Source organism: Streptomyces sp. NBC_00076 (assembly GCF_045041235.1).
Taxonomy (GTDB): domain Bacteria; phylum Actinomycetota; class Actinomycetes; order Streptomycetales; family Streptomycetaceae; genus Streptomyces.
Map to the genome: position 1 here is coordinate 4,335,162 of NZ_CP108242.1, position 26,049 is coordinate 4,361,210.

Consider the following 26,049-nt stretch of genomic DNA (forward strand, 5'->3'; position numbering starts at 1 on the left):
ATGCGTCGCCCTCCGCCCGACGAAGCGGGCGGAGGGCGACAAAGAAGCAGGCGCGCGCCTTACGGCAGGTTGCGGGCCATCACGATCCGCTGCACCTGGTTCGTGCCTTCGTATATTTGTGTGATCTTCGCATCGCGCATCATCCGCTCCACCGGGTAGTCACGGGTGTAGCCGTAGCCACCCAGCAGCTGGACCGCGTCCGTGGTGACCTCCATCGCCACGTCCGACGCGAAGCACTTGGCCGCCGCGCCCTGGAAGGTGAGATCGCTGTCACCGCGCTCGGACTTGGCGGCCGCCGCGTAGGTCAACTGACGCGCCGCCTCGATCTTCATGGCCATGTCCGCGAGCATGAACTGGATGCCCTGGAAGTCGGCGATCGCCTTGCCGAACTGCTTGCGCTCCTGGACATAGCCCTTGGCGTAGTCCAGGGCGCCCTGGGCGATGCCGAGGGCCTGGGCGGCGATGGTGATGCGGGTGTGGTCCAGGGTCTTCATCGCCGTCGCGAAGCCGGTGCCCTCGTCGCCGATCATGCGGTCCGCGGGGATGCGGACGTTGTCGAGGTAGACCTCGCGGGTCGGGGAGCCCTTGATGCCGAGTTTCTTCTCCGGGGCGCCGAAGGAGACGCCCTCGTCCGACTTCTCGACGACGAACGCTGAGATGCCCTTCGAGCGCTTCGACGGGTCCGTGACCGCCATCACCGTGTAGTACTCGGACTCGCCCGCGTTGGTGATCCAGCGCTTCACGCCGTTGAGGACGTAGTGGTCGCCGTCGCGGACCGCCTTCGTCTTCATGCCGGCCGCGTCGGAGCCCGCGTCCGGCTCGGACAGGGCGTACGAGAACATCGCGTCGCCCTTGGCGAGCGGGCCCAGGTACTTCTTCTTCAGGTCCTCGGAGCCGGAGAGGATCACCGGGAGCGAGCCCAGCTTGTTCACGGCCGGGATCAGGGAGGAGGAGGCGCAGACGCGGGCGACCTCCTCGATCACTATCACCGTGGCCAGCGCGTCGGCGCCCCCGCCTCCGTACTCCTCCGGTACGTGGACGGCGTGCAGGTCGTTGGCCACGAGCGCGTCGAGTGCCTCCTGCGGGAAGCGGGCCTCCTCGTCCACCGCGGCGGCGTACGGCGCGATCTTCGCCTCGGCCAGTGAACGGATCGCGTCACGGAGCATGTCGTGCTCCTCGGACGGGCGGTACAGGTCGAAATCAGCCGATCCGGCCAAGGTCTCTCACGCTCCAAAGACGCTGTGATGCTGGCGCTAATTACCGTTAAGTAACTCAAATTTTAAGGGCCTGCCCAGTGGAGTGATACGTGACCTTGGCGACAGCCGGAAAGCTGGCCTTCCAGGCCCGTTCCCCTACCCGGACTATGCTCTTCCAGCGCACCTCGTACACCCCCCACAGCCGTACCCCGAAGCCGCCCCGCACCCCCACAGTCAGACCCCTGGAGCACCCATGAGCCTCAAGATCACCGTGATCGGAACCGGCTACCTCGGCGCCACCCACGCCGCGGCCATGGCCGAGCTCGGATTCGAGGTGCTGGGGCTGGACGTCGTGCCGGAGAAGATCGAGATGCTCCAGCGGGGCGAGGTCCCCATGTACGAGCCCGGGCTCGAGGAGCTGCTGCGCAAGCACGTCGCCGGGATCAAGGGGTCGAGCGGGCGGCTGCGGTTCACCATGGACTTCGCGGAGGCGGCGGCCTTCGGCGACGTCCACTTCGTGTGCGTGAACACCCCCCAGCGGCACGGTGAGTACGCGTGCGACATGTCCTACGTCGACGCCGCCATCGCCTCCCTCGCTCCGCATCTGACGGGGCCCGCCCTCGTCGTCGGCAAGTCGACCGTGCCCGTCGGGTCCGCCGATCGGCTCGCCGCCTATCTCGCCGCGAACTCGCCCGCCGGCGCGGCCGCCGAGCTGGCCTGGAACCCGGAGTTCCTGCGCGAGGGCTTCGCGGTCCAGGACACGCTGCACCCGGACCGGATCGTGGTGGGCGTGCGCAGCGAGCGGGCGGAGAAGCTGCTGCGGAAGGTGTACGCCGGCCCCATCTCCGCCGGCTCGCCCTTCGTGGTCACCGACTTCCCGACCGCCGAGCTGGTGAAGACGTCCGCGAACTCCTTCCTGGCCACGAAGATCTCGTTCATCAACGCGATGGCGGAGATGTGCGAGGCCTCCGGCGGTGACGTGGCCAAGCTGGCCGAGGCCATCGGGTACGACGACCGGATCGGCAGGAAGTTCCTGCGGGCGGGGATCGGCTTCGGCGGCGGGTGTCTGCCGAAGGACATCCGGGCCTTCATGGCGCGCGCCGGTGAGCTGGGTGCCGACCAGGCGCTGACCTTCCTGCGCGAGATCGACTCGATCAACATGCGCCAGCGCGGGCAGATGGTGGAGCTGGCGCGGGAGGCGCTGGGCGGCGGGGCCTTCCTGGGCAAGCGGATCGCGGTGCTCGGCGCCAGCTTCAAGCCGGACTCCGACGACGTCCGGGACTCGCCCGCCCTGAATGTCGCCGGGCAGATCCACCTCCAGGGCGGCCAGGTGACGGTGTACGACCCGAAGGGCATGGACAACGCCCGCCGTATCTTCCCGACGCTCGGGTACGCGGACTCCGCGGTGGATGCGGTGCGGGGCGCGGACGCCGTGCTGCATCTGACGGAGTGGCGGGAGTTCCGCGAGCTGGACCCGGCGGCGCTCGGCGAGGTCGCGGCGACCCGGCTGGTCCTGGACGGGCGCAACGCCCTGGACCCCCAGCTGTGGCGGAAGGCCGGCTGGACGTACCGGGCGATGGGGCGGCCGACGGCCTGAGGAAATTCGGCGCGGAACTCGCCACGAAGCTCGGCAGAGGCTCGGCGCGGAACTCGGCGCGGAACTGGGTAGGGAAGTCGGTGCGGAGGCCTTCGGTAACGCGACGCCGCAATCGACACCGAGTTCCGTGCATTTCTGACGGATTTGCGGAAGGTCGAGGAATTCTCGCGGGATCGGTGAAGAAGTGTGCCGAACTGCGGAGGTCTTCTGTACGTCATTCGTCGCCACGCCTGGCTGGCCAGGGAGCGGTGGGCCAAGTTCCCCGAGATTGAGGCCCGTCTCCCCGGGCGGCATATGCGATCATCCGCGAAACCATCAACATGAGTTCGAATTTCATTCGACTTCCATTCGAGCAGCATGCGGAATGGACCGTTCTCACAGTGGGCACCCCCACGATGGAGAGCTAGGCAACAATCGGTTAACCGAGGCGTATTCGCGCGGAATCCGCACTCCACTCCACTGGTCGTCATTCGCCACACCCTCATGTGGATTGACCCGACCATGCCAGGAGAGAACACATGCCCTTGTTCCGTAGGGCGGAGTGGCCACGGGATCACCGCGACGAGTTGGTGGCGGGAGCACTCGTCGGCGCCGTGGTGATCGTGCTGGGTTACGCGTCGGGCATCGGCGCCCCCTCCGCCTCCGGAGAGGCCGCCACGGCTCCCACGCCACCGCCCGCCGCCACGGCGCCGGCGAGCCCCGTACCGACCGCACCGGGCGGCTCCGGCGCGCAGGACCCCGGCACCGGAATGGGCCAGTACCCCGTCGGGACCGGCGGGATGCCCGGGTACGGCGGGATCGGCGTGGGCACCGGCTACGGCACCGGCGGCCAGGCGGGCGGCTCCGTCGGCACCGGCGATGCCGGTCACACCGGCCACCAGACCACACCGCCCGCCGGCACCGGCTACCCCTCCCCCACACCCACCCCGTCCCCCTCGGGCTCCACTCCCGCCGACGGCGACACCTGCCAGGACGGCGAGGTCACCCTCGTACAGCCGCTGCTCGGCGGGCTCACCCAGCCCGTGTTCGGGCTGCTCGACGGCACCGACGAGACACCCGAGCCGCAACCGTCCCCCTGCGTCGGTCTCGCCTCCGTCTCCCTGACCGGCCTCCTGGGCGTCAGCGCCTCCCCCCAGCCGGGGGCGACGCCATGACGACGCCGCTTCGCCGCGCCCTGCTCCTGTTCCTGCTCACCCCGCTCCTCTACGCCCTGGTCGGGGCGCCCCAGGCCGCTTCCGCCCACACCGAGCTGGTGTCCTCCTCACCCAAGGACGGCGCGCACCTCAGGAAGGCGCCGGGCCACCTGACGCTCACCTTCGACGAGCCCGTCGACCTCACCGACGTACGGGTGCTGACGGTGGACGGCGACCGGCTGCCGGTGTCCCGGGCCGCGAAGGGCGGCACCCGCGCCGTGCGGGTCGCGCTCGCCGCGCCGGACCACGGTGATCTCGCCGTCGTCTGGTCCGTCGTCGACAAGGAGGACGGGCACGCCTCCTCCGGCCGGATCGCTCTCAGCGTCGGCACACCCGCCGCGAAGGCCACGACCGGCGGCGACGAGGCCGCGTCCCCCGCTCCCGCACCGTCCCCCTCGGTGCGCAAGGGCCTCGTCGCCGCCCGCTGGACCGGCTATCTCGCCCTCGCCCTGTTCCTGGGCGGTCTCGGCTTCCTCGTGCTGCTGTGGCCGCGCGGCGCGGACGAGCCCCGGGCGCGGGCCCTGCTCGGGCTCGCCTGGACGGCGGGACTGCTGGCGACGGTCGCGAGCATCGGCCTCCAGGGCGCGTACACCACGCTCGGCGGCGTCCGGGACGCGCTGCGCCCGGCGACGTACGCCGACATGCTGACCACCGAACCCGGTGTCGTGCTCGCCTCGCGCACGCTGCTGTGGGTGCTGGCGGCCGTGGTGCTCGGCGCGCTGCTCCAGGGCGGGGAGCGTGCCTCCCGCTCCCCGGGGTGGCGGGTGGGCGCCCTCGCGGTGACCTTCGGGCTGCTGCGGACGACCGGGATGACCGGCCACAACTCCGAGGGCAGCGAGCCCACTTGGGGCGCGATCGCCGACTTCGTCCATCTGCTCGGCGTCTCCCTGTGGATCGGCGGGCTGGCCATGCTCGCGCTGGCCGTGCTGCCGCGCCGACGGGCCGGTGAGCTGGCGGCGGTGGTGCCGGGCTACTCGCGGCTCGCGGCCGTGAGTGTCGCCGGGATCGTCGGCGCCGGGCTGGTGCTCGCGTGGCAGGTGGTCGGGTCCTACGACGCCCTGCTGAACACCTCGTACGGACATCTGCTGCTGCTGAAGACAGGTGTCCTCGGGTGCGTCCTGCTCGCCGCGTACGCGAGCCGTCAATGGGTGCGCACCCGCCTCGATCTCGCCGTGCTGCTGCGCGGCGACGCCGCCACCGTGCGGTCCTTCGGTTACTCGGTCGCGGCCGAGACGGGGCTCGTCCTCGTCGTGCTCGCCGTGACGAGTCTGCTGGTCACGGCCGACCCCGGCCAGTGAACTCCCCCCAAGTACAAAGGAGTAGCAAGTGACAGAGAACGATGAGGTCGGCACGGCCGATGCGGCCGGCGGCCGACGGCACAGGTCGCCCGTCGGGAACCGGGGCCTGCTGGTCGCCGGACTCGGCGCGGCGCTGGCCGCCGTACTCAGCCTCGGACTGCTGAGCGCGGCCAACGGTTCCACGACGACCTCGGAGCAGAACGCGGGCGCGGCTCAGGCGCCCGCTGCCGCTGCCGCCGCCCAGCCCGCCGCCGCCAAGACCGCCGACTACCAGGTCGACATCATGGGCAACAAGTTCGGCACCGGGAAGCAGCTCGTCGTCCAGGTCGGCCAGACCGTCCAGTGGACCAACCACGACAGCGTGCCGCACACGGTCACCACGACCAAGGCCCCGGTGAAGTTCGACTCGGGCACCCTGAACAAGGGCGACTCGTGGTCGTACACGTTCACCAAGACGGGCACGTACGAGTACTACTGCGCGGTGCACCCGGACATGGTCTCGTCCGTGAAGGTCGTCGCGGCGAGCGGTGGCGGCTCGACGCCGGCGCCCACGCCGACGACCGCTCCCACGGGCACGCCCACGACCGGCCCCACGGCCGCGCCGACCGGGACGCCCACCACGGGTCCGACCGGCATGCCGATGCCGACCGGCACGGGCGGCACGGGTGGCGGTTCCGGTGGTGGTTCCGGTGACGACGAGCAGTGCGCCAGCGCCCAGGACGTGCTGATGCCGATCCTCCAGCACCTCTACGCGGCGCACCTGGAGCGGTCGCCGGGCGAGCAGGTGCAGGACGCTCTCGCGCTCGACTCTTACATCAAGATGCACACCGTCTGGGTCGAGAGCATCCTCAAGCCGGCCGTCGCAGGCGGCAGCACGGTGCTCGACAGCACGCTCAGCACTCTGCTGAACCACGTCAACAACGCGCACCTGGGTGAGTCGCTCGGACAGCAGGTCACCGATCTGCTGAACCCGGACGCCTACGTGAAGATGCACACCGTCTGGGCCGGGCAGATGCTCGCGCCCACCACGGACTTCGTCACCAACAACTGCTGACGCGATCCGCGACACGGGAAAACGCCGCTCCGGCCGGGGCTCAGCCGGCCGGAGCGGCGCCCGTGTCCATTCTCCACTCCATCGCCACGCATCGGGAACCGCTTTCCAAGGAGACCGGGATGACGACCGTCACCCTGCCCACCGTCCTTCCCCCGCCGGAGTCGCGCGCCGACGCCGACCGCCGGCTGCCCCTGCCCGGCCGGTACACCGTGGCCCCCGGCCGCTCGCTCACCGAACTCACCGCCTGGTACGGCCCGTTGCCGACCCTGCGCCGCCGCGTGGCGCTGGCCGGGGCGTACCTGACCGTGCCGGCCGACACCGAAGCCACGGAACACGCCGAGCACGGTGAGCACGGCGGACACATCGAACACGGCGGACACGTCGAGCACGCCGAGCACGCTGTTGCCGGCGGCCACCCCTTCTTCCGCTTCGAGTTCGGCGACCGTCAGCTCACCGCCGCCCTCACCTCCGAGCACGTCGACGCGACTCCCGGCCGTCTCCAGCTCACCGGCGATCTCGATGTGAACGGTGTCGCCTTCCCCGTGCTGCTGCGGCTGCGGGTGGTGGAGCGCTCCGACGACCGGCTGCTCGTCGTGGGGCGCGCCCGGCTGCCGTACCGGCTGCTGCGCCGCGCCACCGGGTTCCGGCTGCCATGGCGCCGGCCGGCCACCCGGCTGCGGCTGCTCGTCGCGGCGGAGTTCGCGTGAGGGCGGCCCGGCGGACGATACGGCGGACCGCCCGGGGTGCCGCCGTGTCCGCCGTCCTCGCGCTCCTCGCCCTGCCGCTGCTGCCTGCCGGGCAGGCGTCGGCGGCCTCGTTCAGCGTGACGATGAAGGGGTACGCCTTCTCGCCCGCGAACCTGACCGTCCCGGTCGGGTCCACGGTGACCTGGACCAACCAGGACACGGCACCGCACGACGTGAAGACCACCTCGGGCCCGGTCTCGATCCACTCCCCCATGCTCAACAAGGGGCAGAGCTGGAGCTTCACGTTCACCGCGGCCGGGGCGTACGGCTACTACTGCACCGTCCACCCGAACATGACGGCCGGGATCACGGTCCGCCCGGCGGCACCGGCGACGTCGGCGGCGCCTACGCACGAACACCACGAGGGCTCGAACTCCTCCGGTTCCTCAGGCGGCACCGGCGGCACCGGCGGCACCGGTGGCACCGGTGGCTCGTCGACGGGAGGCCGGGCGCCTGCGCCGACCCGGACCGCGGCGAGCAGCAAGGCACCGCCGATGGACATGCCGTCCTCGTCGCCGTCCGCCACCGCGTCCGGGGCCGCCGCGCCGCAGACGTCCCCGTCACCGCAGGGGCCACCTGCGGCACAGATGCCCGCGACCCAGCCCACCGCCTCGACCGCCCGTCCCCTGGACCCCCTGCTCGTGCTGACCGGCATCGTCGCCGGAGTCGCGGTCCTGTGCCTGCTACTGGTCGGTTCCCGGGCTTCGGCGCCCCGGAAGGAGGAGGCGTAGACCGGTTCTCGGCCCGAGGTCGGCCTTCATCAAGACGCCCTGAGGCCACAGGTCCGGCCTCGACCCGTCGGTCGTCGGCGGCAGTCCGGACCTCGGCCGCAGGTCAGGCTTTGGCCCGGTACCGGCGCATCTTCGCGCGGGCTCCGCACACCTGCATGGAGCACCAGCGGCCGCGGCCGGCCGGGCTGCGGTCGTAGTACGCCCAGTGGCAGTCGGCCGCCTCGCAGGCCTTGAGCCGGGTCCAGGTGCCCTCGACAAGGGCCTGGGCGACGGCAGCCGCGACCCGGGAGAGCAGCGGGACCTCGACGGCCCGCGCGAGGGCGGCTGAACCGTCGCCCGGGGCAAGGGACGCCGAACCGTCGCCCCGGACAAGGGCCGGCGAACCGTCGGCCGGGACAAGGGCCGCCGAGCCGTCGGCCGGGTCGACCGTGAGGACCAGGGGCGCCCGGGCGAGCAGCTCGCCCAGCGGGTTCACAGTGCGGTGCGGGGGGTGGCCCGCATGGGCGAGCAGGGCGGCGCGCAGGGACTCGCGCAGTTCGCGGGCCCCCTCCAGCTCGTTCTCCGCGATGCCGAACCGCGCGCGGCCCTCCACCCCGTCCAGGGAGTCGGCGTACGACTCGATGTCCAGCGTGTTCACCAGGGACTGGACCAGGGCCAGACCGCCGGGCGCGGGCGATCTCTCACTCATGCTCGTGACGTTACTGCCAAAAGGGATGCATGCGGTAACCGTTACCGGTTACTCTGCTCTACAGGTAACCGACAGGTTGTCGCGACTTCAAGGAGGAAGTCATGCCGTTCGCCAAGCTGGGCTCCGTCGTCCTGGACTGTCCCGACCCCCGTGCCCTCGCCGGGTTCTACGCCGGTGTGCTCGGCGGCACCGTGAAGGACGAGGGAGAGTGGGTGGACCTCGTGCTGCCCGACGGACAGACCCTGGCGTTCCAGGCCGCCCCCGGCTACGTACCGCCGAGGTGGCCCGCGCCCGACCACTCACAGCAGTTCCATCTGGACCTCACCGTGGAGGACCTGGACGCGGCCGAGAAGGAGGCGCTTGCGCTGGGCGCCAGGCCACTGGAAACGGAGGACCGCTCGCGGACCTTCCGGGTTTACGCGGATCCGGCGGGGCACCCGTTCTGCCTCTGCGCCGGCTGACCTGGGAGGACCTCATGGCACCCGTGGCACGCATCCGTTCCGTGGTCGTCGACTGTCCCGACCCGCGCGCGCTCGCCGCGTTCTACGCACAGGTCGGCGGCGGCACCCCCGAGGCGGCGGACGACGACTGGGTGGTCCTCCGCGTTCCGGACGGGCCGCGACTGGCCTTCCAGCGGGCGCCCGGCCTCACCCCGCCTCAGTGGCCGCGCGCGGACCGCAACGCGCAGCAGTTCCACCTCGACTTCGACGCCGGGAGCACCTGGGAGGAGATCGACGCGGCCGAGGAGAAGGTGCTGGCGCTGGGAGCGCGCGTCCTGGACCGGGAGGACTACGAGAAGAAGGACTTCCGCGTCTACGCCGATCCTGCCGGGCATCCCTTCTGCCTCTGCCGGATCGGCCCGATCTGACCCCTGCCGCTGACCCCTCCCGCCCCTGGTACCGGCGTCGGTACCAGGGGCGGGCTGGGAAGTACGCGCCACGCGGCACACGCTGGGCGTTGCCCCAGAGGTACCGACCGGGCACCTTTGTGCGGGGATCTTCGTATTCAGTACGTGAACCTTCAAAGACCCGCCCCCCTCCGTGCCCTCGTGATCGACGCCGACCCCCGCACCCGGCCCCTGATCACGGAGCTCAGCAAGCTGGGATTCGAGGTGTACGCGGCCAGCCGCGGCCGGTTCGCGATACCGGTCGGCCGCTCCGCGCGGCCCGACCTCGTCGTCCTGGACGTGGCCCTGCCGGACGACGACGGCATCGAGACGTACGACGAGCTGCGGGCAGCCGGGGTGAACGCGCCGGTGCTGTTCCTCTCCGGCGAGGAGCCGGAGGCCTCGGCCGCGGTGCGCCGCGTGATGACGGGCGCCGACGGGCACGTCACCAAGCCGTTCACGCTCGCCGAGGCCGTCACGCGCCTCCAGGAACTGCTGGCCCGGGACCAGGCCGACGAGAGCCGGCTGTTGCGCAACGGCGGCCTCACGGTGGACGTGGACCGCCGCGCGGTCTGGCGGGACGGCACCCGGGTCGAGCTGTCGGTCCGCGAGTTCGACCTGCTGAGCTATCTGATGGACAACCTCGGCCAGGTCGTCACGAAGAAGCAGATCCTGGAGCGGGTCTGGGGGACGCCCTCCCGCTCCGGGACCGTCGAGACGTACGTCTACTACCTCCGCCGCAAGCTCGGCGACGACGACCAGTCGCTGATCAGGACGGTCCGCGGCCTCGGCTACACGATGGCGCGCGACTGACACCCCACCACCCGCCGCCCGGTCACCGAGTCACCGAGTCACCGAGTCACCCAGTCACCCAGTCACCCAGTCACCCAGTCACCCAGCGACCATGCCCCGGTCACCCGTCCAGTGACTCGATCGTCGCGTTGGACGGTCCCCGCGTCGACTGGAGGTCGCGGGCCACGTCCTCCGCCGCGCCCAGTACCCGTACCGCGTTCTGCCAGGTCAGCTTGGCCAGGTCGGGCTTCGACCAGCCGCGGTCCAGGAGTTCGGCGATCAGGTTGGGGTAGCCGGAGACGTCGCTGAGGCCGTCCGGGGTGAACGCGGTGCCGTCGTAGTCGCCGCCGATGCCGAGGTGGTCGATGCCGGCGACCTCGCGCATGTGGTCGAGGTGGTCCGCGACCGTCGCGACCGTCGCGACCGGACGCGGGTTGCTCTCCTCGAAGGCACGGTGCACCCTCATCGCCTCCGGGGTGGTGGCGAGATGGTGGAAGCCGTGGACGCGCATGTTCTCGTCGGCCGCCGCCGTCCAGTCCACGGCCGCCTGGAGCACGAACTTCGGGACGAACGTCACCATCGCCACGCCGCCGTTGACGGGCAGACGTTCCAGCACGTCGTCCGGGATGTTGCGCGGGTGGTCGCACACCGCCCGGGACGAGGAGTGCGAGAAGAGCACCGGCGCGGACGAGGTGTCCAGCGCGTCCCGCATCGTCGTGGCCGCCACGTGCGAGAGGTCGACCAGCATGCCCTCGCGGTTCATCTCCCGCACGACCTCACGGCCGAAGGCCGACAGCCCGCCGACGCCGGGCCGGTCGGTCGCGGAGTCCGCCCATGCCACGTTGTCGTTGTGGGTGAGGGTCAGATAGCGGACGCCGAGGGCGTACAAGCCGCGCAGCGTGGCGAGGGAGTCGGCGATCGAGTGGCCGCCCTCCGCGCCCATGAGCGAGGCGATACGGCCCTCACCGCGCGCCGCCGTCATGTCCGCCGCCGTCAGCGCGGGGCGCAGGTCCCGCGGGTAGCGGGCCATCAACTGCCGTACACAGTCGATCTGTTCCAGCGTCGCCGGGACCGGGTCGGGCAGGTCCGAGCGCACGTACACCGACCAGAACTGCGCGCCGACGCCGCCCGCCCGCAGACGGGGGATGTCGGTGTGCAGGTGGGGGCCCTGGTCGGTGGAGATGTCGCGGGCGTCGAGGTCGTAGCGGACCTGTTCGCGCAGCGCCCAGGGGAGGTCGTTGTGCCCGTCGACGACGGGGAACTCCCGCAGCAGCTCCCGGGCTTCGTCCACCGAGGTCATGGAGGTCACCGAGGTACTCGGGGTCGGCGGCGTCATCGGGGTCATCGGGGTCACTTGCCGAAGCCGAAGCTGTCGCCCGGCCCCTCGACCTTGGCGCGCAGCCGCTTGCCCTTCTCGGTGGCCTGGTCGTTCAGCTCCTGCTGGAACTCCCGCATCCGGCCGAGGAGTTCCTCGTCGTGCGTCGCCAGGATCCGGGCCGCGAGCAGGCCCGCGTTGCGCGCGCCGGCGACGGAGACCGTGGCGACCGGGACGCCGGCCGGCATCTGCACGATGGACAGCAACGAGTCCATGCCGTCGAGGTACTTCAGCGGGACGGGAACGCCGATCACCGGCAACGGGGTCACGGACGCGAGCATCCCGGGCAGATGGGCCGCGCCTCCGGCACCGGCGATGATGACCTTCAGCCCGCGCTCGGCGGCCTGCTCGCCGTACGTGACCATCTCGCGGGGCATCCGGTGCGCGGAGACGACGTCCACCTCGTACGTGATCTCGAACTCGTCGAGGGCCTTGGCGGCGGCCTCCATGACGGGCCAGTCGGAGTCCGAACCCATGACGATGCCCACCACGGGGGCGGCGGCGGAACTCATTCGGTGATCGTGCCTCTCAGGTAGCCGGCAGCGTGACGGGCGCGCTCCAGCACGTCGTCCAGGTCGTCGCCGTAGGTGTTGACGTGTCCGACCTTACGGCCGGGCTTCACGTCCTTGCCGTACATGTGGATCTTGAGCTGCGGGTCGCGGGCCATGCAGTGCAGGTACGCGGTGTACATGTCCGGGTAGTCGCCGCCGAGCACGTTGACCATGACCGTCCACGGGGCACGCGGGCGCGGGTCGCCGAGGGGGAGGTCGAGGACCGCGCGGACGTGGTTGGCGAACTGGGACGTGATCGCCCCGTCCATCGACCAGTGGCCGGAGTTGTGCGGGCGCATCGCGAGCTCGTTGACGAGGATGCGCCCGTCGCGGGTCTGGAACAGCTCGACGGCGAGGTGACCGACGACGTCCAGTTCCTTGGCGATGGTCAGGGCCATCTCCTCGGCCCTCAGCGCCAGCGTCCGGTCCAGGTCCGGAGCGGGCGCGATCACCGTGTCGCAGACGCCGTTCACCTGCCGGGACTCGACGACCGGGTAGGCGACGGCCTGGCCGTGCGGGGAGCGCACGACGTTGGCGGCGAGCTCCCGGGCGAAGTCGACCTTCTCCTCGGCGAGGACGGGGACGCCGGCGCGGAAGGGCTCTTCGGCCTGCGTCACGTCGTCGACGACCCACACGCCCTTGCCGTCGTAGCCGCCGCGGACGGTCTTGAGGACGACGGGGAAGCCGTCACCCTCCGCGCCTTCGGCGAGGCCTTCCGCCGCGAAGGCGGCGACATCGGCCGGGTCGCTCACGATCCGGTGCCGAGGACACGGCACCCCGATCGCGTCGAGTCTCTCCCGCATCACACCCTTGTCCTGGGCGTGCACGAGCGCGTCCGGGCCGGGGCGGACGGGAATGCCCTCCGCCTCCAGCGCCCGGAGGTGCTCGGTGGGCACGTGTTCGTGATCGAAGGTGATCACATCGCACCCGCGCGCGAAGTCACGCAGCGTGTCGAGATCGCGGTAGTCGCCGATGACGACATCGCTCACGACCTGCGCCGCGGAATCCTGGGGGGTGTCACTGAGGAGCTTGAATTTGATGCCGAGCGGGATGCCCGCCTCGTGTGTCATACGAGCGAGCTGCCCCCCGCCGACCATGCCGACTACCGGGAACGTCACGGTCCCAGGGTATCGGCCATTCCGCAGTGGCCGGTTTCCAGCCCTCCGGGCCCCTCTTTGCCGTCCTGTGAACTCGCCCATAGGCGATCACTAAGGGGGGATGGTTAGCATGGCTGAGTTGACGAAATCTACGGACGGGGGCCTGGACAGCCATGGAACGTGGTTCCTCGGGGCTTCCTGCGGCTCCTCCGGCACCTCGTGGCGCGGCGCGCCTGCGGGTCGACCGGCTCATGCGTGAGGCCGTCAAGTTCGGCGCCGTGGGCGGGGCCGGAGTCCTGGTCAACCTGCTCGTGTTCAACCTCGTACGGCACGCGACCGACCTCCAGGTGGTGCGGGCGAGTGTCATCGCGACCGTCGTCGCCATCGTCTTCAACTACGTCGGCTTCCGGTACTTCACCTACCGGGACCGCGACAAGAGCGGCCGTACCAAGGAACTCATGCTGTTCCTGCTGTTCAGCGCGGTCGGCCTGGTGATCGAGAACGGCGTGCTCTACGCGGCGACCTACGGGTTCGGCTGGGACAGTCCGCTGCAGAGCAACATCTTCAAGTTCGTCGGCATCGGCGTCGCGACCCTGTTCCGCTTCTGGTCGTACCGCACCTGGGTCTTCCGTACACTTCCGGCCAAGGAAGCGGTGGCCAGCGCGGAATCGTTCCTGACGACGGACGCGACCACCGACGCGACGACCGACGCGAAGAAGCGCCCGGCGGATCAGCGCGCCGCCTGACCGTCCCGGCCGCGCTCAGCGGACCGTCGGTTCCTCGTCCGCCTCCTCCGGCACCGCCTTGCGCAGCGGCGTACGCGACAGGAACAGACCGAACACCGGGGGCAGGGTCTGGAGCATCTCCAGGCGGCCCCCGTCGGCCTCCGCCAGATCCCGGGCCACCGCCAGGCCGATGCCCGTGGAGTTGCGGCCGCTGATCGCCCGCTCGAAGATGCGGGCCCCCAGGTCGGTGGGCACCCCGGGACCCTCGTCCGTGACCTCGATCACCGCCTGGTTGCCGGTGACCCGGGTGCGCAGCGCCACCGTGCCGCCGCCGTGCATGAGGGAGTTCTCGATCAGCGCGGCCAGCACCTGCGCGACCGCCCCCGGCGTACCGACCGCCGTCAGGTGCCGCTTCCCGGAGCTGACGATGGCCCTGCCCGCGCTGCGGTAGGCGGGGCGCCACTCGGCGAGCTGCTGCTGGATGACCTCGTCGAGGTCGAAGGTGACGGCGGAGCCGGTGCGCGGGTCGCGGGAGTTGGTGAGCAGCCGCTCGACCACGTCGGTGAGCCGCTCCACCTGGGTCAGGGCCACGTTCGCCTCCTCCTTCACCGTGTCCGGGTCATCCGTGAGGGTGATCTCCTCCAGGCGCATGGAAAGAGCCGTCAACGGCGTACGGAGCTGGTGGGAGGCGTCGGCGGCGAGCCGGCGTTCCGCGGTGAGCATGCGGGCGATGCGCTCGGCGGAGGAGTCGAGGACGTCGGCGACCCGGTCCAGTTCGGGGACGCCGTACCGCTTGTGACGGGGGCGCGGGTCGCCGGAGCCGAGTCGTTCGGCGGTCTCCGCGAGGTCGGTGAGCGGGGAGGCGAGCCGGTTGGCCTGGCGGATCGCCAGCACCACCGCGGCGACCACCGCGAGCAGTGCCACCAGCCCGATGATCAGGAGGGTCCGGCCGACCTCGCGGGTCACCGAGGAGCGCGGTTCCTCGACGACGACGGTCTCGCCCTCCTCGCCCTCGGCCCTGCCCTGGATCACGTCACCGGGCAGCCGGGTGCCGATCTCGATGCTGCGCTCCCCCGGGATCCGGATCACGGCGTATCGATCCTGCGCCACCTGGTCACGCAGGATCTTCGCGTCCACGGTCGCCGAGGTGAGCAGCCTGCTGTCCACGATGCTGGCCAGCCGTTGCGCCTCGGAGTCCACCCGCTCCTGCGCACTGGTGCTGATGGTGCGGGTCTCGACGATGACGAGGGACACCCCGAACACGGCGATCACGACGAGCACCACGGCGAGGGTGGACTGGATCAGACGGCGACGCACGAGGCCCTCCGGGCAGCTTTACGACGAACAGTGTGCACATGCGCCCCCAGGGGCCGCGGGAAACCGCGCGGCCGGCCACCAACGGCCCGCAGTCGCCCACCCGCACGAGCCGGCACAGCGCGACGCGCGTAGTCGCCTAGCTCTTCTCGAACCGGAACCCCACACCACGCACCGTCGCGATGTACCGGGGGTTCGCCGCGTCGTCACCGAGCTTCTTCCGCAGCCAGGAGATGTGCATGTCGAGCGTCTTCGTCGACGACCACCACGTGGTGTCCCAGACCTCCCGCATCAGCTGGTCCCGCGTGACGACCCGGCCGGCGTCCCGCACGAGGACCCGCAGCAGGTCGAACTCCTTGGCGGTGAGCTGGAGCTCCTCCTCGCCCATCCACGCGCGGTGCGACTCGACGTCGATGCGCACCCCGTGGGTGGCGGGCGGCTGGGCCGGCTCGGCGGCACCGCGCCGGAGCAGGGCCCGGACACGGGCGAGCAGTTCGGCGAGCCGGAAGGGCTTGGTGACGTAGTCGTCGGCACCCGCGTCGAGGCCGACGACGGTGTCCACCTCGTCGGCACGCGCGGTCAGGATGAGGATCGGGACGGTGAGGCCCTCGGCGCGCAACCGGCGGGCCACTTCGAGGCCGTCCATGCCGGGCAGACCCAGGTCGAGCACGACCAGGTCGACACCGCCCTGCGTTCCGGCGTCGAGCGCGGTGGGGCCGTCCTCACGCACCTCGACCTCGTACCCTTCCCTGCGCAGTGCGCGGGCCAGCGGCTCCGAGATGGACGCGTCGTCCTCGGCGAGCAGTACACGGGTCATGAGGTGATGGTAGTCCGCGCAGGCCAGGACCTGGGGTGTGATCGACGGCTCGTTGTTCTTACCTTTCTGCGTACTGGTCCGCCCCCGCGAGGCGCCGTGATGCGAACCTCCACCCCTGGGGTGTGATTAGCGGAGAAACCTTGGAAAGGGTGTGTACGACTCCCGTCTTACCTGTGATTCGCGTCTCAGGTCCTTTTTTTTCCGGCGCTGTGCTGCCGTATGGTGACTGGACGCCTGTAGCACCGTGGGGACCTTTGGCGAGGAGTTCGACGCTGAAGGTCTCTTTTGTGTGCGGGCCGGTGTTGCGCCGGCCTCGAAAGGAAAGCACCCCAGCAAGGATCGACCATGGCGTCCAGCCTGACGAAGGACTCGGTCACCCCGGGCACCCCCGGGTCCGGAAAGACCTTCTTCGGCCACCCCCGCGGACTGGCCACTCTCTTCATGACCGAGATGTGGGAGCGATTCTCCTACTACGGCATGAAGGCCCTGCTCACCGTCTATCTGCTCTCCGGCGGCCCCGGCGCCGGCAAGGGCAGCATGGGCGGCGGTCTGGCCATGGACGTGGCCACCACCACGGTGATCGTCTCCGTCTACTCGGCGATGGTGTACCTGCTCGCCATGCCCGGCGGCTGGCTCGGTGACCGCGTCTGGGGCCCGCGCAAGACGGTTGCCATCGCCGCCGTCACCATCATGGCCGGCCACCTCGTGCTTGCGCTGCCCGGCGGTCAGGCACCGTTCTTCGCGGGCCTCGCCCTGGTCGCGGTCGGCTCCGGTCTGCTCAAGGCCAACATCTCCACGATGGTGGGCCACCTGTACGACGGCCCCGAGGACCCGCGCCGCGACGGCGGCTTCACGATCTTCTACATGGGCATCAACGCCGGTGCGTTCTTCGCCCCGCTGGCCATCGGCACCGTCGGCCAGGAGGTCAACTGGCATCTCGGCTTCGGCATGGCCGCGGTCGGCATGGCGATCGGCCTCGCCACGTTCCTGCTCGGCACCCGCAACCTCAGCCCCCAGAGCAGCGTCGTGCCCAAACCGCTGGCGACCGAGGAGCGCGCGGCCTGGCTGCGCAAGGGTCTGCTGTGGGTGATCGCGGCAGCCGTCTTCTACGGCGTCGTCGGCGCCACCGGCCACTTCACCCTGAACTGGGCGATGATCCCGCTCACCGTCATCGGTCTGGTCGTCCCGGCGGGCGTGCTGCTGCGCATCAAGCGGGACAAGGAGCTCTCGGCCACCGAGCAGTCGAAGATGACCGGCTACATCTGGTTCTTCGTCGCGGCCGCCGTGTTCTGGATGATCTACGACCAGGGCGCGTCCACCGTCCAGGCGTTCGGCGAGGGCAAGGCGGCGGGCTCGCTGTTCGGCTTCGACTTCCCGTCCTCCTGGTACCAGTCGCTGAACCCGCTGTTCATCATGGCGCTGGCCCCGGTCTTCGCCTTCGTCTGGCTGTGGCTCAACCGCCAGGGCAAGGAGCCGAGCACCATCGTGAAGTTCGCGATGGCGCTGGTCCTGATCGGTGTGTCGTTCTTCTTCTTCCTGATCCCGCTGGGCCTGGCGGCGAACGGCACCGCGGTCAGCCCGATGTGGTTGGTGGGCATCTACTTCATCTTCACCGTCGGCGAGCTGTGCCTCTCCCCGGTCGGCCTGTCGGTGACCACGAAGATGGCCCCGGCCAAGTACGCCAGCCAGATGATGGGCGTGTGGTTCCTCGCGGTCACCGCGGGCGACTCGATCACGAGCCTCCTCTCCAACCCGGCGATCGCCGGTGTCGACCTCAGCGGCACCCCCGCCGTCCTCGGAGAGGCGGTCCTCGCCGCCCTCGCCGGCGTGGCGGTGTGGATGTACCGCCGCAAGGTGAAGTCCCTGATGGGCGACGTCCGCTGAGGCCCGCCGGCCCGGCCTGACGCGTGGAGGGCCACCGCACCTGCCCGGTGCGGTGGCCCTCGGCGCGTCGCGGCCCGGGGTGGGTCAGCGCAGCCGCCGCCGTCCCGGCATGAACGTGAACACCGCGCCGCCCAGCAGTACGGCTGTCCCGGCCACCAGGCCGAGGGCCTTGAGGGCGCCGTTCGACTCCGCGCCGGTCTCGGCCAGGCCGCCACCGGACGCCGTACCGGAAGTGCCGCCCGAGCCCGAGGAGCCGGCCGAGCCGCCGCCGGACGCGCCGCTCGCCTGCTCGGCGGTGTCCAGCTTGAGGGAGACCTCCGACTTGGTCGGCGTGCAGGTCGTGGTGGTGCCGAGGGCCTTGACCGTCAGGACGCCCGGCGACAGCGTGGACTCGCCGCTCGCGCCCGGCTTGTAGGTGCCCTTCAGGTCCGGGATCGTCATCGGGTCACCGGCCTTGATGTCCTCCGCGTTGGTCGGGCCCTCCACATGCACCGTGCCCTTGTCGGCACCGCCGAGGACCACCTCCATCGACGGCTTGACCGAGCCCTTGGGAATGGGGGCAGGGCTGTCCATCACCGACCCCTTGAAGCGCACGGTGAGGTCGTAACTCCCGCCGTTCTTCTTCGCGTTGATCTGCACGGGCGAGGTCGCGTTCTTCTCGCCGATGGGCGTGTTGCAGGCGTACGGCACCTGGACCTCCTTGCCGGTGAAGTCGGTCTGCCCGGTCCCGTCGTCCTCGCTCCCGGTGGCACTCGGGGTGCTCGTCGGGGTGCTCGTCGGAGTCTTGGTCGGGGTGCCGGTCGGCGTCGGGGAACCGGTGCCCGTCCCGGTGGGAGTCGGGGTGGGCGTCGAAGTGCCGTCCGACGCCGTCACGTTGATGGTCGCGGCCGGCTGCACCGCCGCCGTGGGCGCGCACTTGGTGTCCGTCGACATGACGTTGATGTCGTACGCGTCCGGCGTCAGCTTGACCTCGCCCGGCGCCGTCAGCTTCAGCTTGCCCTTCATGTCGGCCAGCACCATGTCCCCGCCCTTGGGGATCGCAGGGTTCTCCCGCGGCCCCTCCATGGCGACGGCGGTGGTCTGCGCGCCGGCCGCCTTCAACGTCCCGGACGGCTGGACGGAGTTCGCCGGCAGGTCGATCAGGTCGGGGTTCTTGGAGGCGGCCTGCACGAACTTCCACACCACCTCGACCTCGTCGCCGACCTTCGCGGTGGCCGGCGCGGTGATCTCCGCCTTGGTGGTGCCGTCGACGGGCGGCAGGCCCGCGGCGGCGGGCGGCACACAGCGGGTCGCGTACGACACCTCGGCGGCCTGCGCGGACCCCGCGGTCACCCCGAGCAGCACGCCCGCCCCGCCGAGCACCAGCGCGAGGCTCGCCGCGCCCGCTCTTCTCGGCCCGTGGCCCGGTATGACTCTCCTTCGCTCGCTCACGTGGGTCCTTTCGTGGTGGGAGTCGTGGGACTCGTCGGACTGTCGTCGTGCGGTGCGGAGAGCCGACCGGCCGTGCCCGGACCGGCGTCCGGAACGAACCACGGCAGGGTCGAAGCGGAGGGGGGCGCCTGCTCGGGGGCCCTCGGTCGGGCGGCGCGACGGGCCGTGGCACCGGGGGCACGACGGGCCTTCGGTCCGGAAGCACCGCGGGTCGCCGGTCCGGAAACCCCGGAGGTCTTCGGCCAGGGCAGGCCCCGCGGGAGTTCGGGCAGCCGAAGGCCTCGGTGCCTGAGCCCGCCCGCGCGGCGCGGCCGGACCCGGTCCACCACCGCCATCCCGGCACGGAACAGCGCGGCCGGTACGACCAGGCAGACCAGGATCCAGAACAGGGCCACGCCCCAGGGCCGGCCCACGTCCCAGGGCTGCTCGGCGAGGACCTTGCCGCCGTACTTCAGCGAGACCGTGTAGTCGCCGTGCGCCCCGGCCGTCAGCTCCAGGGGCAGCTTGATCCGTGCCTTCCCGCCGGGCTGGAGCGTGCCGCGCCACTGCTGTTCCTCCCACTGCGGCGCGAACACACCGTGGGCGGTGCCGACCTGGAAGACGGGGTCCTTGACGGCGGAGGTGCCCACGTTGCCGACGGTGAGGACGAGGGTGCGGGCGGGCGGCGCCCCGAACCAGGTCAGCAGCCCGCTGGAGCCGTCGAGCCGGGTGTCCGTGAGCACCGACAGGCGGCCGCCGGCCGGCTCGGCGGGCAGCGGCTCGACCGCGTGCCCGGCCACCTGGAAGATCGCGTCGGCCTGGGCCTGAGCCCCGGTCACCGTCGCCACGTGCACCACGCAGGGACACGGCACGGGCGGCTCGGTGACCGGCAGCTTCCGGCTGAACCGGCCCTTCCCGTCGGTCGTCACGGCCCGTCCGTCCGCGTTGGCGCAGGAGTTGGTGCCGCCGATCACACCCCGGGACGGCACGGCCTGCCCGCAGATCAGCATCATCAGCAGCGCCCGCTCCCGCCAGCCGCTGCCGGTGACGGTGATCGAACCCCCGGTGCCCGCCTGCGAGGTGGACAGCTTCACGCTCGGCTTTGCGCTCGGCTTTGCGCTCTGCCCGTCGGCCGCGGTCGCGGTGCCCGCCAGGGGCAGCAGGAGCAGCGCGAGCACCATCGCCAGCGCCGGGATCCGCGCCTTCCCGCTCACGTCGTCGCTCCCGTCAACTCGGGCCGGGCGCCGCCGGACGGCGCTACGGGCCGGCTGTCGGCAGTCTCGGCGGTCTCGGCCGTCATGGCGGTCTCGCCCGTCGTGGCGGTCCCGGCGGTCTCAGACGCCGTGGCGGCCGAAGCGGCACCGAGGATCGGCGGGAGGGACAGCAAGGACAGGCACAGGGCCCTGAGGGCACGGTCGGTGGACGGCATCGGGCGGCTCCAGCGGCGGGGCGGGTGCGGATGCTGACGGCGTCGGCGGGCGCCCGCCGACGCGGTCAGCGGCGGGCAGCCTGGTTCCGCCGGGTCAGCCACAGCGCGCCCGCCGCGCCCGCGAGCAGCACCGTGCCGCCGAGCGTGCCGAGGGCGACCGCGGAGTCCTCGGGGCCGGTCTGCGGGAGTTCGGTTCCGGAGTCGCCGCCCGAGCCGCCACTCTGGGTGCCTCCCGAGTCGCCGCCGCCCTGGGCGCCTCCCGAGGAGCTCCCGCCCGCCGCCGTCACGTCCAGGGACAGGGACGGCTTCGGGCTGCCGGTCGGCGTGCAGGTCGTCGTCGTACCGAGCGCCTTGATGGTGAGCACGCCCGCCGTGAAGGTGACCTTGCCGGACTTCTTCGGGGTGTACGTGCCCGACAGGTCGTTGATCTTGATGGGGGTGTTCGCGGGGATCGCGGCCTGGTTGGCGGGTCCGGTGACGCTCACCGTGCCGCTGTCCGCGCCGCCCAGCTTGATGGTGGCGCTCGGGTTCATCGACCCCTTGCCCAGTTCGACCGGGCTGGAGGAGACACCCTTCTGCCACGACATGGTGACCTTGTAGCCGCTACCGCTCTTGACGCCCTTAATGTCGATGGGCGAGAGGGCGGACTTGACCCCGATCGGTGTCTCACACCGGTAGTTGACGTCGACGACCTCGGCGTGGGCGGCGGGGGCGGCCATCAGCACCGCCGAGCCGGCCAGGGCCGCGGCGGACGCGAGCGCGACGGTTCGTTTCTGGTACGTCCGGTTCGACACTGTCCCCTCATTCCTGAAGGCGTTCCTGAAGGCGTTCCTGACGGTGTTCTGACGGTTTTCTGACGGCACATCAGATCGGCCGTCAAGGTACGCCCGGGCAACAGAGGAAGGAAGACAAAGGAAGCGCCGGATCTGTGGCGATCCGGCGCGGGTGAGGTGCGTATGAAGAAAGTGTCGAACCGTGGGTAACCTAGGCGGGGCTCATGGCGGCTCTCATGACCAGCCTCATCGCGGGACTCACGCGGGTGCCCCGAGCTCGGCCCACACCGTCTTGCCCGCGGCCTCGGGGCTGCGCACCACACCCCAGTCCAGGCACAGCCGCTGCACGATGAACATGCCGTGCCCCCCGGGGCGTCCGGCACGGTGCGGGGTGCGCGGCGACGGCTGGCCGGTGCCCTTGTCGGAGACCTCGAGGCGGATCACCTTGTTGTCGCAGGCGATCCGCAGCTCATCCGGCCCCTCGGCATGCAGACAGGCGTTGGTGACCAGCTCGGACACGACGAGCAGGACATCCTCGGCGGCGGCCCGCTGGTCGGCGGAGGCGGCGGGCAGCCAGCCCCACTCGTACAACGCCTGGCGGGCGAAGTCGCGGGCGAGGGGAACGACACCGCTCTGCCCTTCGAAGCTCAGCCCGCGCACCTGACGCCCCCTAGACGACACGGCCGCGCCCCCGTCGGACGCCCCGGTCGACGGCACGCCCCCCTCGGACGCCCCGGAAGCGCCGCTGGGCTCCGGACCGCGGTCGCCCGGCGGGTTAGGCCGGGTGATGCTCATCAGCGCTTCACCTCACCGATTCACCAGTTCACGATTCAAAACATCACTATTCAGTCGGTTCGCCCGGCCGGCCCCGCACAGCGGGTACGGATGTCTCCTGCCCGACCGATCCGGGTGAACACCCCCGTATTTCGACACGAAAGGCGTGACGCTCGGAAAGCACCGATCACAGGGGGACGAGCGAGGCGTCAACCAGGCCCGGCCCGGCGACTCATCCGGACTCGTCGGCCTCGCCCGATTCGCCGGCCAGAGCCGCTTCCAGGGTGTCATGGACAGTGAAGACCGCATCCGCCCCCGTGATCTCGAAGACCCGCGAAACCACGGGCAGCATCCCCGCGAGATGCACTCCACCCCCGGCCGCCTCAGCCTTCAGTCGCGCGCCCAGCAACACGTTCAGCCCCGTGGAGTCGCAGAACTCCAGGCGTGAGCAGTCGACCACCAGTCGACTGAATCCCTTGGCGAGGCACTCCTCGAGCGGCTCGCGCAACAAATCGGCGGTGTGGTGGTCCAACTCACCCGCCGGGGTCACGACGGCACTAGAGCCCGTTTCCCGAACCTCGACCAGAAGCCGGCCCGACTGTGCGCTGCCGACTGTCCCGCGGTCCATGCCGTCTTCTCTCCCGACGTCGTGGCTGCTGACTGACGCCCCCGAACACTACGCCTTCTCCACAGCCTCCGACACCTGAACAATCACCCACAAACGGACATAACCGAACATAATGCACTTGCGGTGGGCTCAGGAAACCGGGTAGGGCTAGTAGAGACACGTATTTCGACACGGTCGGCTTCGGAGGCGCCGCACACCGCAGTGCACAAACCGGCTTCGGCAGCCATATGCCGAGAACGATGGAGGACATCATGTCACCCCGGCTCGACGCATCGCATACCCAGCAGGCGACGTCGACATCCCCCTCGGAACATCTGGATCCCATCGAGCATGACGACCTGCTCGCCGGGCTTCCGGAGATCCCGCCTTACGCCGAGGTGGGCCCGGTGGACGCGCGGGCACTGTCCAAGACCCTTTTCGCCCGCCTCGAGTCACTGGAGGAGGGCACCCACGAGTACTCGTACGTCCGCAACACCCTCGTTGAACTCAATCTCGCCCTGGTCAAGTTCGCCGCCTCCCGCTTCCGCTCCCGCAGCGAGCCCATGGAGGACATCATCCAGGTCGGCACGATCGGCCTGATCAAGGCGATCGACCGATTCGAGCTCAGCCGTGGTGTGGAGTTCCCCACCTTCGCGATGCCAACCATCGTCGGCGAGATCAAGCGCTTCTTCCGCGACACCTCCTGGTCCGTGCGCGTCCCGCGCCGGCTTCAGGAGCTGCGGCTCGACCTGGCCAAGGCCGGCGACGAGCTGGCCCAGAAGCTCGACCGCGCCCCGACTGTGGGCGAGCTCGCGGAGCGCCTCGGCCTCTCGAAGGACGAGGTCGTCGAGGGCATGGCCGCGTCGAACGCGTACACCGCGTCGTCGCTGGACGCCCAGCCCGAGGAGGACGACGCCGAGGGCGCCCTCGCGGACCGTATCGGCTACGAGGACCACGGGCTCGAAGGCATCGAGTACGTCGAGTCGTTGAAGCCCCTGATCGCTGACCTTCCCTCCCGGGACCGGAAGATCCTGTCCCTCCGCTTCGTCGCGGGCATGACCCAGTCCGAGATCGGCGAAGAACTCAACATCTCGCAGATGCACGTGTCCCGACTGCTGTCGCGCACGCTGGTGAAGCTGCGCAAGGGGCTGACCGTCGAGGAGTGACGGCAGGCGCAGCCGACGATGACTGAGCGACCCGGCCCGGGTGGGCCGGGTCACAGTTGTCGCCGACGCCGTCGCCGTCGAGGGGCGTCCCGGCCTGCGGTCGTACGGCTCAAGCGCCGTCGGCGAACAGCTCCCACGCGTCGGTGACCTGATAGGAGCAGTCGAGCCAGGTGCCGAGTTGGTCCAGGTCGGTGGACGAGAGAACACGGTCGCGAACCTCGTCGGGTACACCGATCTGACGCCACCGGAGGACTCGCAGAACGCCCGCCGCTCGCTCTTGAGCCCGGCCCTCGCGAATGGCTTCCGCCCGGCCCTCCCGTCGGCCCTCCTCGCGCACCTGCTCGGCGAGCGGGTGCCGCCAGAAGTACTGGATCGCCGTCATCAAGTCCCTCCACATCTGCTGGGCCTGGGGGTTTGCCAGGCATGAGTCGACGAACTGCACGAACTTGATCAACGAGCTACGCGGCGACCAGGTCACACCACACGTACTTCCCCCGGTTGCCGAATCTGGAGAGCGGCTGCCAGCCCCAGACATCGGCGCAGGCCTGGACCAGGGCGAGGCCCCTTCCCTCCTCCGCGTCCATGAGGTTCGCCAATGTGCCTGGCGGCTCTGGAGGTCGAGGGTCCGCGTCCCACGCACCGATCCGCAGGACGCCCGCCGACCAGCGGACACGGAGCGTCGCGGGGCCCTTCGTGTGGAGTACGGCGTTGGCGATCAGCTCGGTCGCGAGGAGTTCGGCGGTGTCCGCGAGCCGGATCAGTCCGTGCATGGTGAGGATCAGACGGAGGGTGCGGCGGCAGATGGTCACGGCGCGGGGATCGTTCGGGATGGAGAGGGAGTACTCCCAGGGCTCGGACTCGGTTCCGGTTTCGGGCATGCGGCAGCTCCAGGGGTGGGGTGGGGTGGGGTCGGCGAGTGGAGGGCGGTGGCATTGCCGCAGCCGTCATGGCAGGACGGAGTGGTGCGCTTCCGCAGCGTGTGCGTCGCGTCACTGACGGTATTTCCTAATATTAGGAAGACGCAAGTCAGTGTCGTATTCTGACCCCCGAACGAGGTACGCACACAGGGCAGTTGAAACGAGGAGGTGCCGGTTGCCGCCGAAGAGGCATCTCACGGCCCGCAGGCTGCGACTAGGCGCTGAGCTGCGCAAACTACGTGAGGCGACGGGCATGAAGGCGCGGGAAGCCGCAGCCTTGCTCGGTGCCGACGCGGTCCAGATGAGCCAGATCGAGTCCGGCGTCGCAGGCGTGAGCGCGGAGCGCGTACGACGCCTCGCCGCCCACTACGCCTGTACGGACGAGGCGTTGATCGAGGCCCTCACCACGATGGCAACCGACCGCACCCGAGGCTGGTGGGAGGACTACCGGGGAGTGCTGCCCCCGGTGTTCCTGGACGTCGCCGAGGTCGAACACCACGCGACGTTCCTCCGCGAGGTGGTGATCACGCATGTGCCAGGACTTCTACAGACGGCCGACTACGCTCGCGCGGTCTACACGTACATGGTCCCCGGCCTGCCTGAAAGCGAGCTGACCCCTCGGGTGGAGCACCGGATGAGGCGACGCACTGTCATCGAAGGCGAGACTCCAACCCCGTACGAGACACTGATCCACGAGTTCGCCCTGCGCATCCGCGTAGCCGACCGCCAGTCGTCCCACGCTCAACTTCGGCAGATCCTCGACCAGATCGAGCAGGGCCACGTCACGGTCCGCATCATCCCCACCGACCAGGACGGTTTCGCCGGCGCCGGGGCTTCGATGATGTACACAGGCGGCAGGGTCCCCCGGCTGGACACCGGCCTGCGGGACGCGCCTACCGGTACCGCATTCATTGATGCGGAAGCCCAGCTGACTCAACTTCGAACACTCTTCCGTAAGGTGGAGAAGGCGACGTTGGACCCCGTGGCATCGCGGGACTTCGTCCACCGCCTGACGAAGGAGATGTGAGG

The 26,049-nt window shown here is 70.4% G+C and carries 28 protein-coding genes; 13 read left to right on the forward strand and 15 right to left on the reverse strand.

The genetic code is table 11. The annotated features are described in order from the left end of the window. Positions 1–59: 59 nt before the first annotated feature. Entirely contained in the window at positions 60–1,217 is a 1,158-nt protein-coding gene (locus tag OHA64_RS19515) for an acyl-CoA dehydrogenase (protein WP_405614687.1), read from the reverse strand. Positions 1,218–1,449: 232 nt separating this feature from the next. Between OHA64_RS19515 and OHA64_RS19520 the strand changes: the two genes are divergently transcribed. The 6 genes from OHA64_RS19520 to OHA64_RS19545 all read left to right on the forward strand — a co-directional run bounded on the left by OHA64_RS19520 (position 1,450) and on the right by OHA64_RS19545 (position 7,815). Then, positions 1,450–2,793: a UDP-glucose dehydrogenase family protein gene (locus tag OHA64_RS19520; RefSeq protein WP_405614689.1), complete on the forward strand. Its 1,344-nt coding sequence runs from the start codon at positions 1,450–1,452 to the stop codon at positions 2,791–2,793. A 518-nt stretch (positions 2,794–3,311) separates the two neighbouring features. Next, entirely contained in the window at positions 3,312–3,947 is a 636-nt protein-coding gene (locus OHA64_RS19525) for a hypothetical protein (RefSeq protein ID WP_405614691.1), read from the forward strand. Further along, complete coding sequence (locus OHA64_RS19530) at positions 3,944–5,284, forward strand: copper resistance CopC/CopD family protein (protein WP_405614693.1); 1,341 nt, start codon at positions 3,944–3,946, stop codon at positions 5,282–5,284. Before OHA64_RS19525 ends, OHA64_RS19530 begins: the two co-directional genes overlap by 4 nt. Positions 5,285–5,312: 28 nt before the next feature. After that, positions 5,313–6,338, forward strand: a complete 1,026-nt coding sequence (locus tag OHA64_RS19535; RefSeq protein WP_405614695.1) for a plastocyanin/azurin family copper-binding protein — start codon at positions 5,313–5,315, stop codon at positions 6,336–6,338. A gap of 119 nt (positions 6,339–6,457) precedes the next feature. Next, positions 6,458–7,045 (forward strand): hypothetical protein, encoded by a 588-nt coding sequence (locus OHA64_RS19540; RefSeq protein WP_405614697.1) that lies wholly within the window; start codon positions 6,458–6,460, stop codon positions 7,043–7,045. A gap of 44 nt (positions 7,046–7,089) precedes the next feature. Beyond that, positions 7,090–7,815: a cupredoxin family copper-binding protein gene (locus tag OHA64_RS19545; RefSeq protein WP_405614699.1), complete on the forward strand. Its 726-nt coding sequence runs from the start codon at positions 7,090–7,092 to the stop codon at positions 7,813–7,815. 103 nt (positions 7,816–7,918) lie between these two features. Here OHA64_RS19545 and OHA64_RS19550 read toward each other — a convergent pair whose 3' ends face one another. After that, positions 7,919–8,503, reverse strand: coding sequence for a CGNR zinc finger domain-containing protein (locus OHA64_RS19550; protein ID WP_405614701.1), 585 nt, complete (start codon positions 8,501–8,503; stop codon positions 7,919–7,921). Between the two features lie 101 nt (positions 8,504–8,604). On the opposite strand from OHA64_RS19550, the gene OHA64_RS19555 reads away from it, so the two are divergent. The 3 genes from OHA64_RS19555 (at position 8,605) to OHA64_RS19565 (ending at position 10,202) form a co-directional block, all read left to right on the forward strand. Then, a complete protein-coding gene (locus OHA64_RS19555) occupies positions 8,605–8,964 on the forward strand; it encodes a VOC family protein (RefSeq protein WP_405614704.1) in 360 nt (119 codons plus the stop codon). Between the two features lie 14 nt (positions 8,965–8,978). Then, entirely contained in the window at positions 8,979–9,371 is a 393-nt protein-coding gene (locus OHA64_RS19560; RefSeq protein ID WP_405614706.1) for a VOC family protein, read from the forward strand. A 180-nt stretch (positions 9,372–9,551) separates the two neighbouring features. Next, entirely contained in the window at positions 9,552–10,202 is a 651-nt protein-coding gene (locus OHA64_RS19565) for a response regulator transcription factor (protein WP_405614709.1), read from the forward strand. A 100-nt stretch (positions 10,203–10,302) separates the two neighbouring features. Here OHA64_RS19565 and OHA64_RS19570 read toward each other — a convergent pair whose 3' ends face one another. The 3 genes from OHA64_RS19570 to OHA64_RS19580 are packed head-to-tail and all read right to left on the reverse strand — an operon-like array spanning position 10,303 to position 13,225. Next, positions 10,303–11,481 (reverse strand): dipeptidase, encoded by a 1,179-nt coding sequence (locus OHA64_RS19570; RefSeq protein ID WP_405624027.1) that lies wholly within the window; start codon positions 11,479–11,481, stop codon positions 10,303–10,305. Between the two features lie 50 nt (positions 11,482–11,531). Beyond that, complete coding sequence (gene purE, locus OHA64_RS19575) at positions 11,532–12,068, reverse strand: 5-(carboxyamino)imidazole ribonucleotide mutase (RefSeq protein WP_405614711.1); 537 nt, start codon at positions 12,066–12,068, stop codon at positions 11,532–11,534. Then, positions 12,065–13,225 (reverse strand): 5-(carboxyamino)imidazole ribonucleotide synthase, encoded by a 1,161-nt coding sequence (locus OHA64_RS19580; RefSeq protein WP_405614714.1) that lies wholly within the window; start codon positions 13,223–13,225, stop codon positions 12,065–12,067. Before OHA64_RS19580 ends, purE begins: the two co-directional genes overlap by 4 nt. A gap of 152 nt (positions 13,226–13,377) precedes the next feature. Here OHA64_RS19580 and OHA64_RS19585 point away from each other — a divergent pair, with 152 nt between their 5' ends. Further along, positions 13,378–13,950 carry a GtrA family protein gene (locus tag OHA64_RS19585; protein WP_405614716.1) on the forward strand — a complete coding sequence of 191 codons (573 nt, stop codon included), beginning with the start codon at positions 13,378–13,380 and terminating at the stop codon, positions 13,948–13,950. 15 nt (positions 13,951–13,965) lie between these two features. Here the strand turns inward: OHA64_RS19585 and OHA64_RS19590 are convergent, their stop codons facing one another. Both OHA64_RS19590 and OHA64_RS19595 read right to left on the reverse strand, forming a co-directional pair. Beyond that, positions 13,966–15,246, reverse strand: a complete 1,281-nt coding sequence (locus OHA64_RS19590; protein WP_405614718.1) for an ATP-binding protein — start codon at positions 15,244–15,246, stop codon at positions 13,966–13,968. Positions 15,247–15,382: 136 nt separating this feature from the next. Then, positions 15,383–16,060, reverse strand: coding sequence for a response regulator transcription factor (locus OHA64_RS19595; protein WP_405614720.1), 678 nt, complete (start codon positions 16,058–16,060; stop codon positions 15,383–15,385). Positions 16,061–16,405: 345 nt separating this feature from the next. Between OHA64_RS19595 and OHA64_RS19600 the strand changes: the two genes are divergently transcribed. Next, positions 16,406–17,944, forward strand: coding sequence for a peptide MFS transporter (locus tag OHA64_RS19600; RefSeq protein WP_405614722.1), 1,539 nt, complete (start codon positions 16,406–16,408; stop codon positions 17,942–17,944). Positions 17,945–18,028: 84 nt separating this feature from the next. Here OHA64_RS19600 and OHA64_RS19605 read toward each other — a convergent pair whose 3' ends face one another. From OHA64_RS19605 to OHA64_RS19630, 6 genes are all read right to left on the reverse strand, one after another. After that, a complete protein-coding gene (locus OHA64_RS19605) occupies positions 18,029–19,375 on the reverse strand; it encodes a hypothetical protein (RefSeq protein WP_405614724.1) in 1,347 nt (448 codons plus the stop codon). After that, entirely contained in the window at positions 19,372–20,568 is a 1,197-nt protein-coding gene (locus OHA64_RS19610) for a hypothetical protein (RefSeq protein WP_405614726.1), read from the reverse strand. Before OHA64_RS19610 ends, OHA64_RS19605 begins: the two co-directional genes overlap by 4 nt. Next, positions 20,565–20,783 carry a hypothetical protein gene (locus OHA64_RS19615; RefSeq protein ID WP_405614728.1) on the reverse strand — a complete coding sequence of 73 codons (219 nt, stop codon included), beginning with the start codon at positions 20,781–20,783 and terminating at the stop codon, positions 20,565–20,567. Before OHA64_RS19615 ends, OHA64_RS19610 begins: the two co-directional genes overlap by 4 nt. Positions 20,784–20,848: 65 nt before the next feature. Further along, positions 20,849–21,577: an LPXTG cell wall anchor domain-containing protein gene (locus OHA64_RS19620; protein WP_405614730.1), complete on the reverse strand. Its 729-nt coding sequence runs from the start codon at positions 21,575–21,577 to the stop codon at positions 20,849–20,851. Positions 21,578–21,814: 237 nt separating this feature from the next. Beyond that, complete coding sequence (locus OHA64_RS19625; RefSeq protein ID WP_405614732.1) at positions 21,815–22,351, reverse strand: ATP-binding protein; 537 nt, start codon at positions 22,349–22,351, stop codon at positions 21,815–21,817. A gap of 211 nt (positions 22,352–22,562) precedes the next feature. Beyond that, positions 22,563–22,958, reverse strand: a complete 396-nt coding sequence (locus OHA64_RS19630; protein ID WP_405614734.1) for an STAS domain-containing protein — start codon at positions 22,956–22,958, stop codon at positions 22,563–22,565. 251 nt (positions 22,959–23,209) lie between these two features. Here OHA64_RS19630 and OHA64_RS19635 point away from each other — a divergent pair, with 251 nt between their 5' ends. Then, positions 23,210–24,103: an RNA polymerase sigma factor SigF gene (locus OHA64_RS19635; protein ID WP_405614736.1), complete on the forward strand. Its 894-nt coding sequence runs from the start codon at positions 23,210–23,212 to the stop codon at positions 24,101–24,103. A 109-nt stretch (positions 24,104–24,212) separates the two neighbouring features. On the opposite strand, the gene OHA64_RS19640 is transcribed toward OHA64_RS19635, so the two are convergent. Beyond that, positions 24,213–24,485 (reverse strand): hypothetical protein, encoded by a 273-nt coding sequence (locus tag OHA64_RS19640; protein WP_405614738.1) that lies wholly within the window; start codon positions 24,483–24,485, stop codon positions 24,213–24,215. Positions 24,486–24,561: 76 nt separating this feature from the next. After that, complete coding sequence (locus OHA64_RS19645; RefSeq protein WP_405614740.1) at positions 24,562–24,981, reverse strand: ATP-binding protein; 420 nt, start codon at positions 24,979–24,981, stop codon at positions 24,562–24,564. A gap of 214 nt (positions 24,982–25,195) precedes the next feature. Between OHA64_RS19645 and OHA64_RS19650 the strand changes: the two genes are divergently transcribed. After that, positions 25,196–26,047 carry a helix-turn-helix domain-containing protein gene (locus tag OHA64_RS19650; RefSeq protein WP_405614742.1) on the forward strand — a complete coding sequence of 284 codons (852 nt, stop codon included), beginning with the start codon at positions 25,196–25,198 and terminating at the stop codon, positions 26,045–26,047. The last annotated feature ends 2 nt before the right edge of the window (positions 26,048–26,049 follow it).

Bases quoted from the DNA above. Each gene is read 5' to 3' on its own strand.
- OHA64_RS19615 (WP_405614728.1), bottom strand. From the start codon at position 20,783: ATGCCGTCCACCGACCGTGCCCTCAGGGCCCTGTGCCTGTCCTTGCTG.
- OHA64_RS19570 (WP_405624027.1), bottom strand. From the start codon at position 11,481: ATGACCTCGGTGGACGAAGCCCGGGAGCTGCTGCGGGAGTTCCCCGTC.
- OHA64_RS19595 (WP_405614720.1), bottom strand. From the start codon at position 16,060: ATGACCCGTGTACTGCTCGCCGAGGACGACGCGTCCATCTCGGAGCCG.
- purE (WP_405614711.1), bottom strand. From the start codon at position 12,068: ATGAGTTCCGCCGCCGCCCCCGTGGTGGGCATCGTCATGGGTTCGGAC.
- OHA64_RS19560 (WP_405614706.1), top strand. From the start codon at position 8,979: ATGGCACCCGTGGCACGCATCCGTTCCGTGGTCGTCGACTGTCCCGAC.
- OHA64_RS19635 (WP_405614736.1), top strand. From the start codon at position 23,210: ATGTCACCCCGGCTCGACGCATCGCATACCCAGCAGGCGACGTCGACA.
- OHA64_RS19520 (WP_405614689.1), top strand. From the start codon at position 1,450: ATGAGCCTCAAGATCACCGTGATCGGAACCGGCTACCTCGGCGCCACC.
- OHA64_RS19525 (WP_405614691.1), top strand. From the start codon at position 3,312: ATGCCCTTGTTCCGTAGGGCGGAGTGGCCACGGGATCACCGCGACGAG.
- OHA64_RS19600 (WP_405614722.1), top strand. From the start codon at position 16,406: ATGGCGTCCAGCCTGACGAAGGACTCGGTCACCCCGGGCACCCCCGGG.
- OHA64_RS19630 (WP_405614734.1), bottom strand. From the start codon at position 22,958: ATGGACCGCGGGACAGTCGGCAGCGCACAGTCGGGCCGGCTTCTGGTC.
- OHA64_RS19530 (WP_405614693.1), top strand. From the start codon at position 3,944: ATGACGACGCCGCTTCGCCGCGCCCTGCTCCTGTTCCTGCTCACCCCG.
- OHA64_RS19555 (WP_405614704.1), top strand. From the start codon at position 8,605: ATGCCGTTCGCCAAGCTGGGCTCCGTCGTCCTGGACTGTCCCGACCCC.
- OHA64_RS19585 (WP_405614716.1), top strand. From the start codon at position 13,378: ATGGAACGTGGTTCCTCGGGGCTTCCTGCGGCTCCTCCGGCACCTCGT.
- OHA64_RS19645 (WP_405614740.1), bottom strand. From the start codon at position 24,981: ATGCCCGAAACCGGAACCGAGTCCGAGCCCTGGGAGTACTCCCTCTCC.
- OHA64_RS19640 (WP_405614738.1), bottom strand. From the start codon at position 24,485: ATGACGGCGATCCAGTACTTCTGGCGGCACCCGCTCGCCGAGCAGGTG.
- OHA64_RS19540 (WP_405614697.1), top strand. From the start codon at position 6,458: ATGACGACCGTCACCCTGCCCACCGTCCTTCCCCCGCCGGAGTCGCGC.
- OHA64_RS19550 (WP_405614701.1), bottom strand. From the start codon at position 8,503: ATGAGTGAGAGATCGCCCGCGCCCGGCGGTCTGGCCCTGGTCCAGTCC.
- OHA64_RS19625 (WP_405614732.1), bottom strand. From the start codon at position 22,351: ATGAGCATCACCCGGCCTAACCCGCCGGGCGACCGCGGTCCGGAGCCC.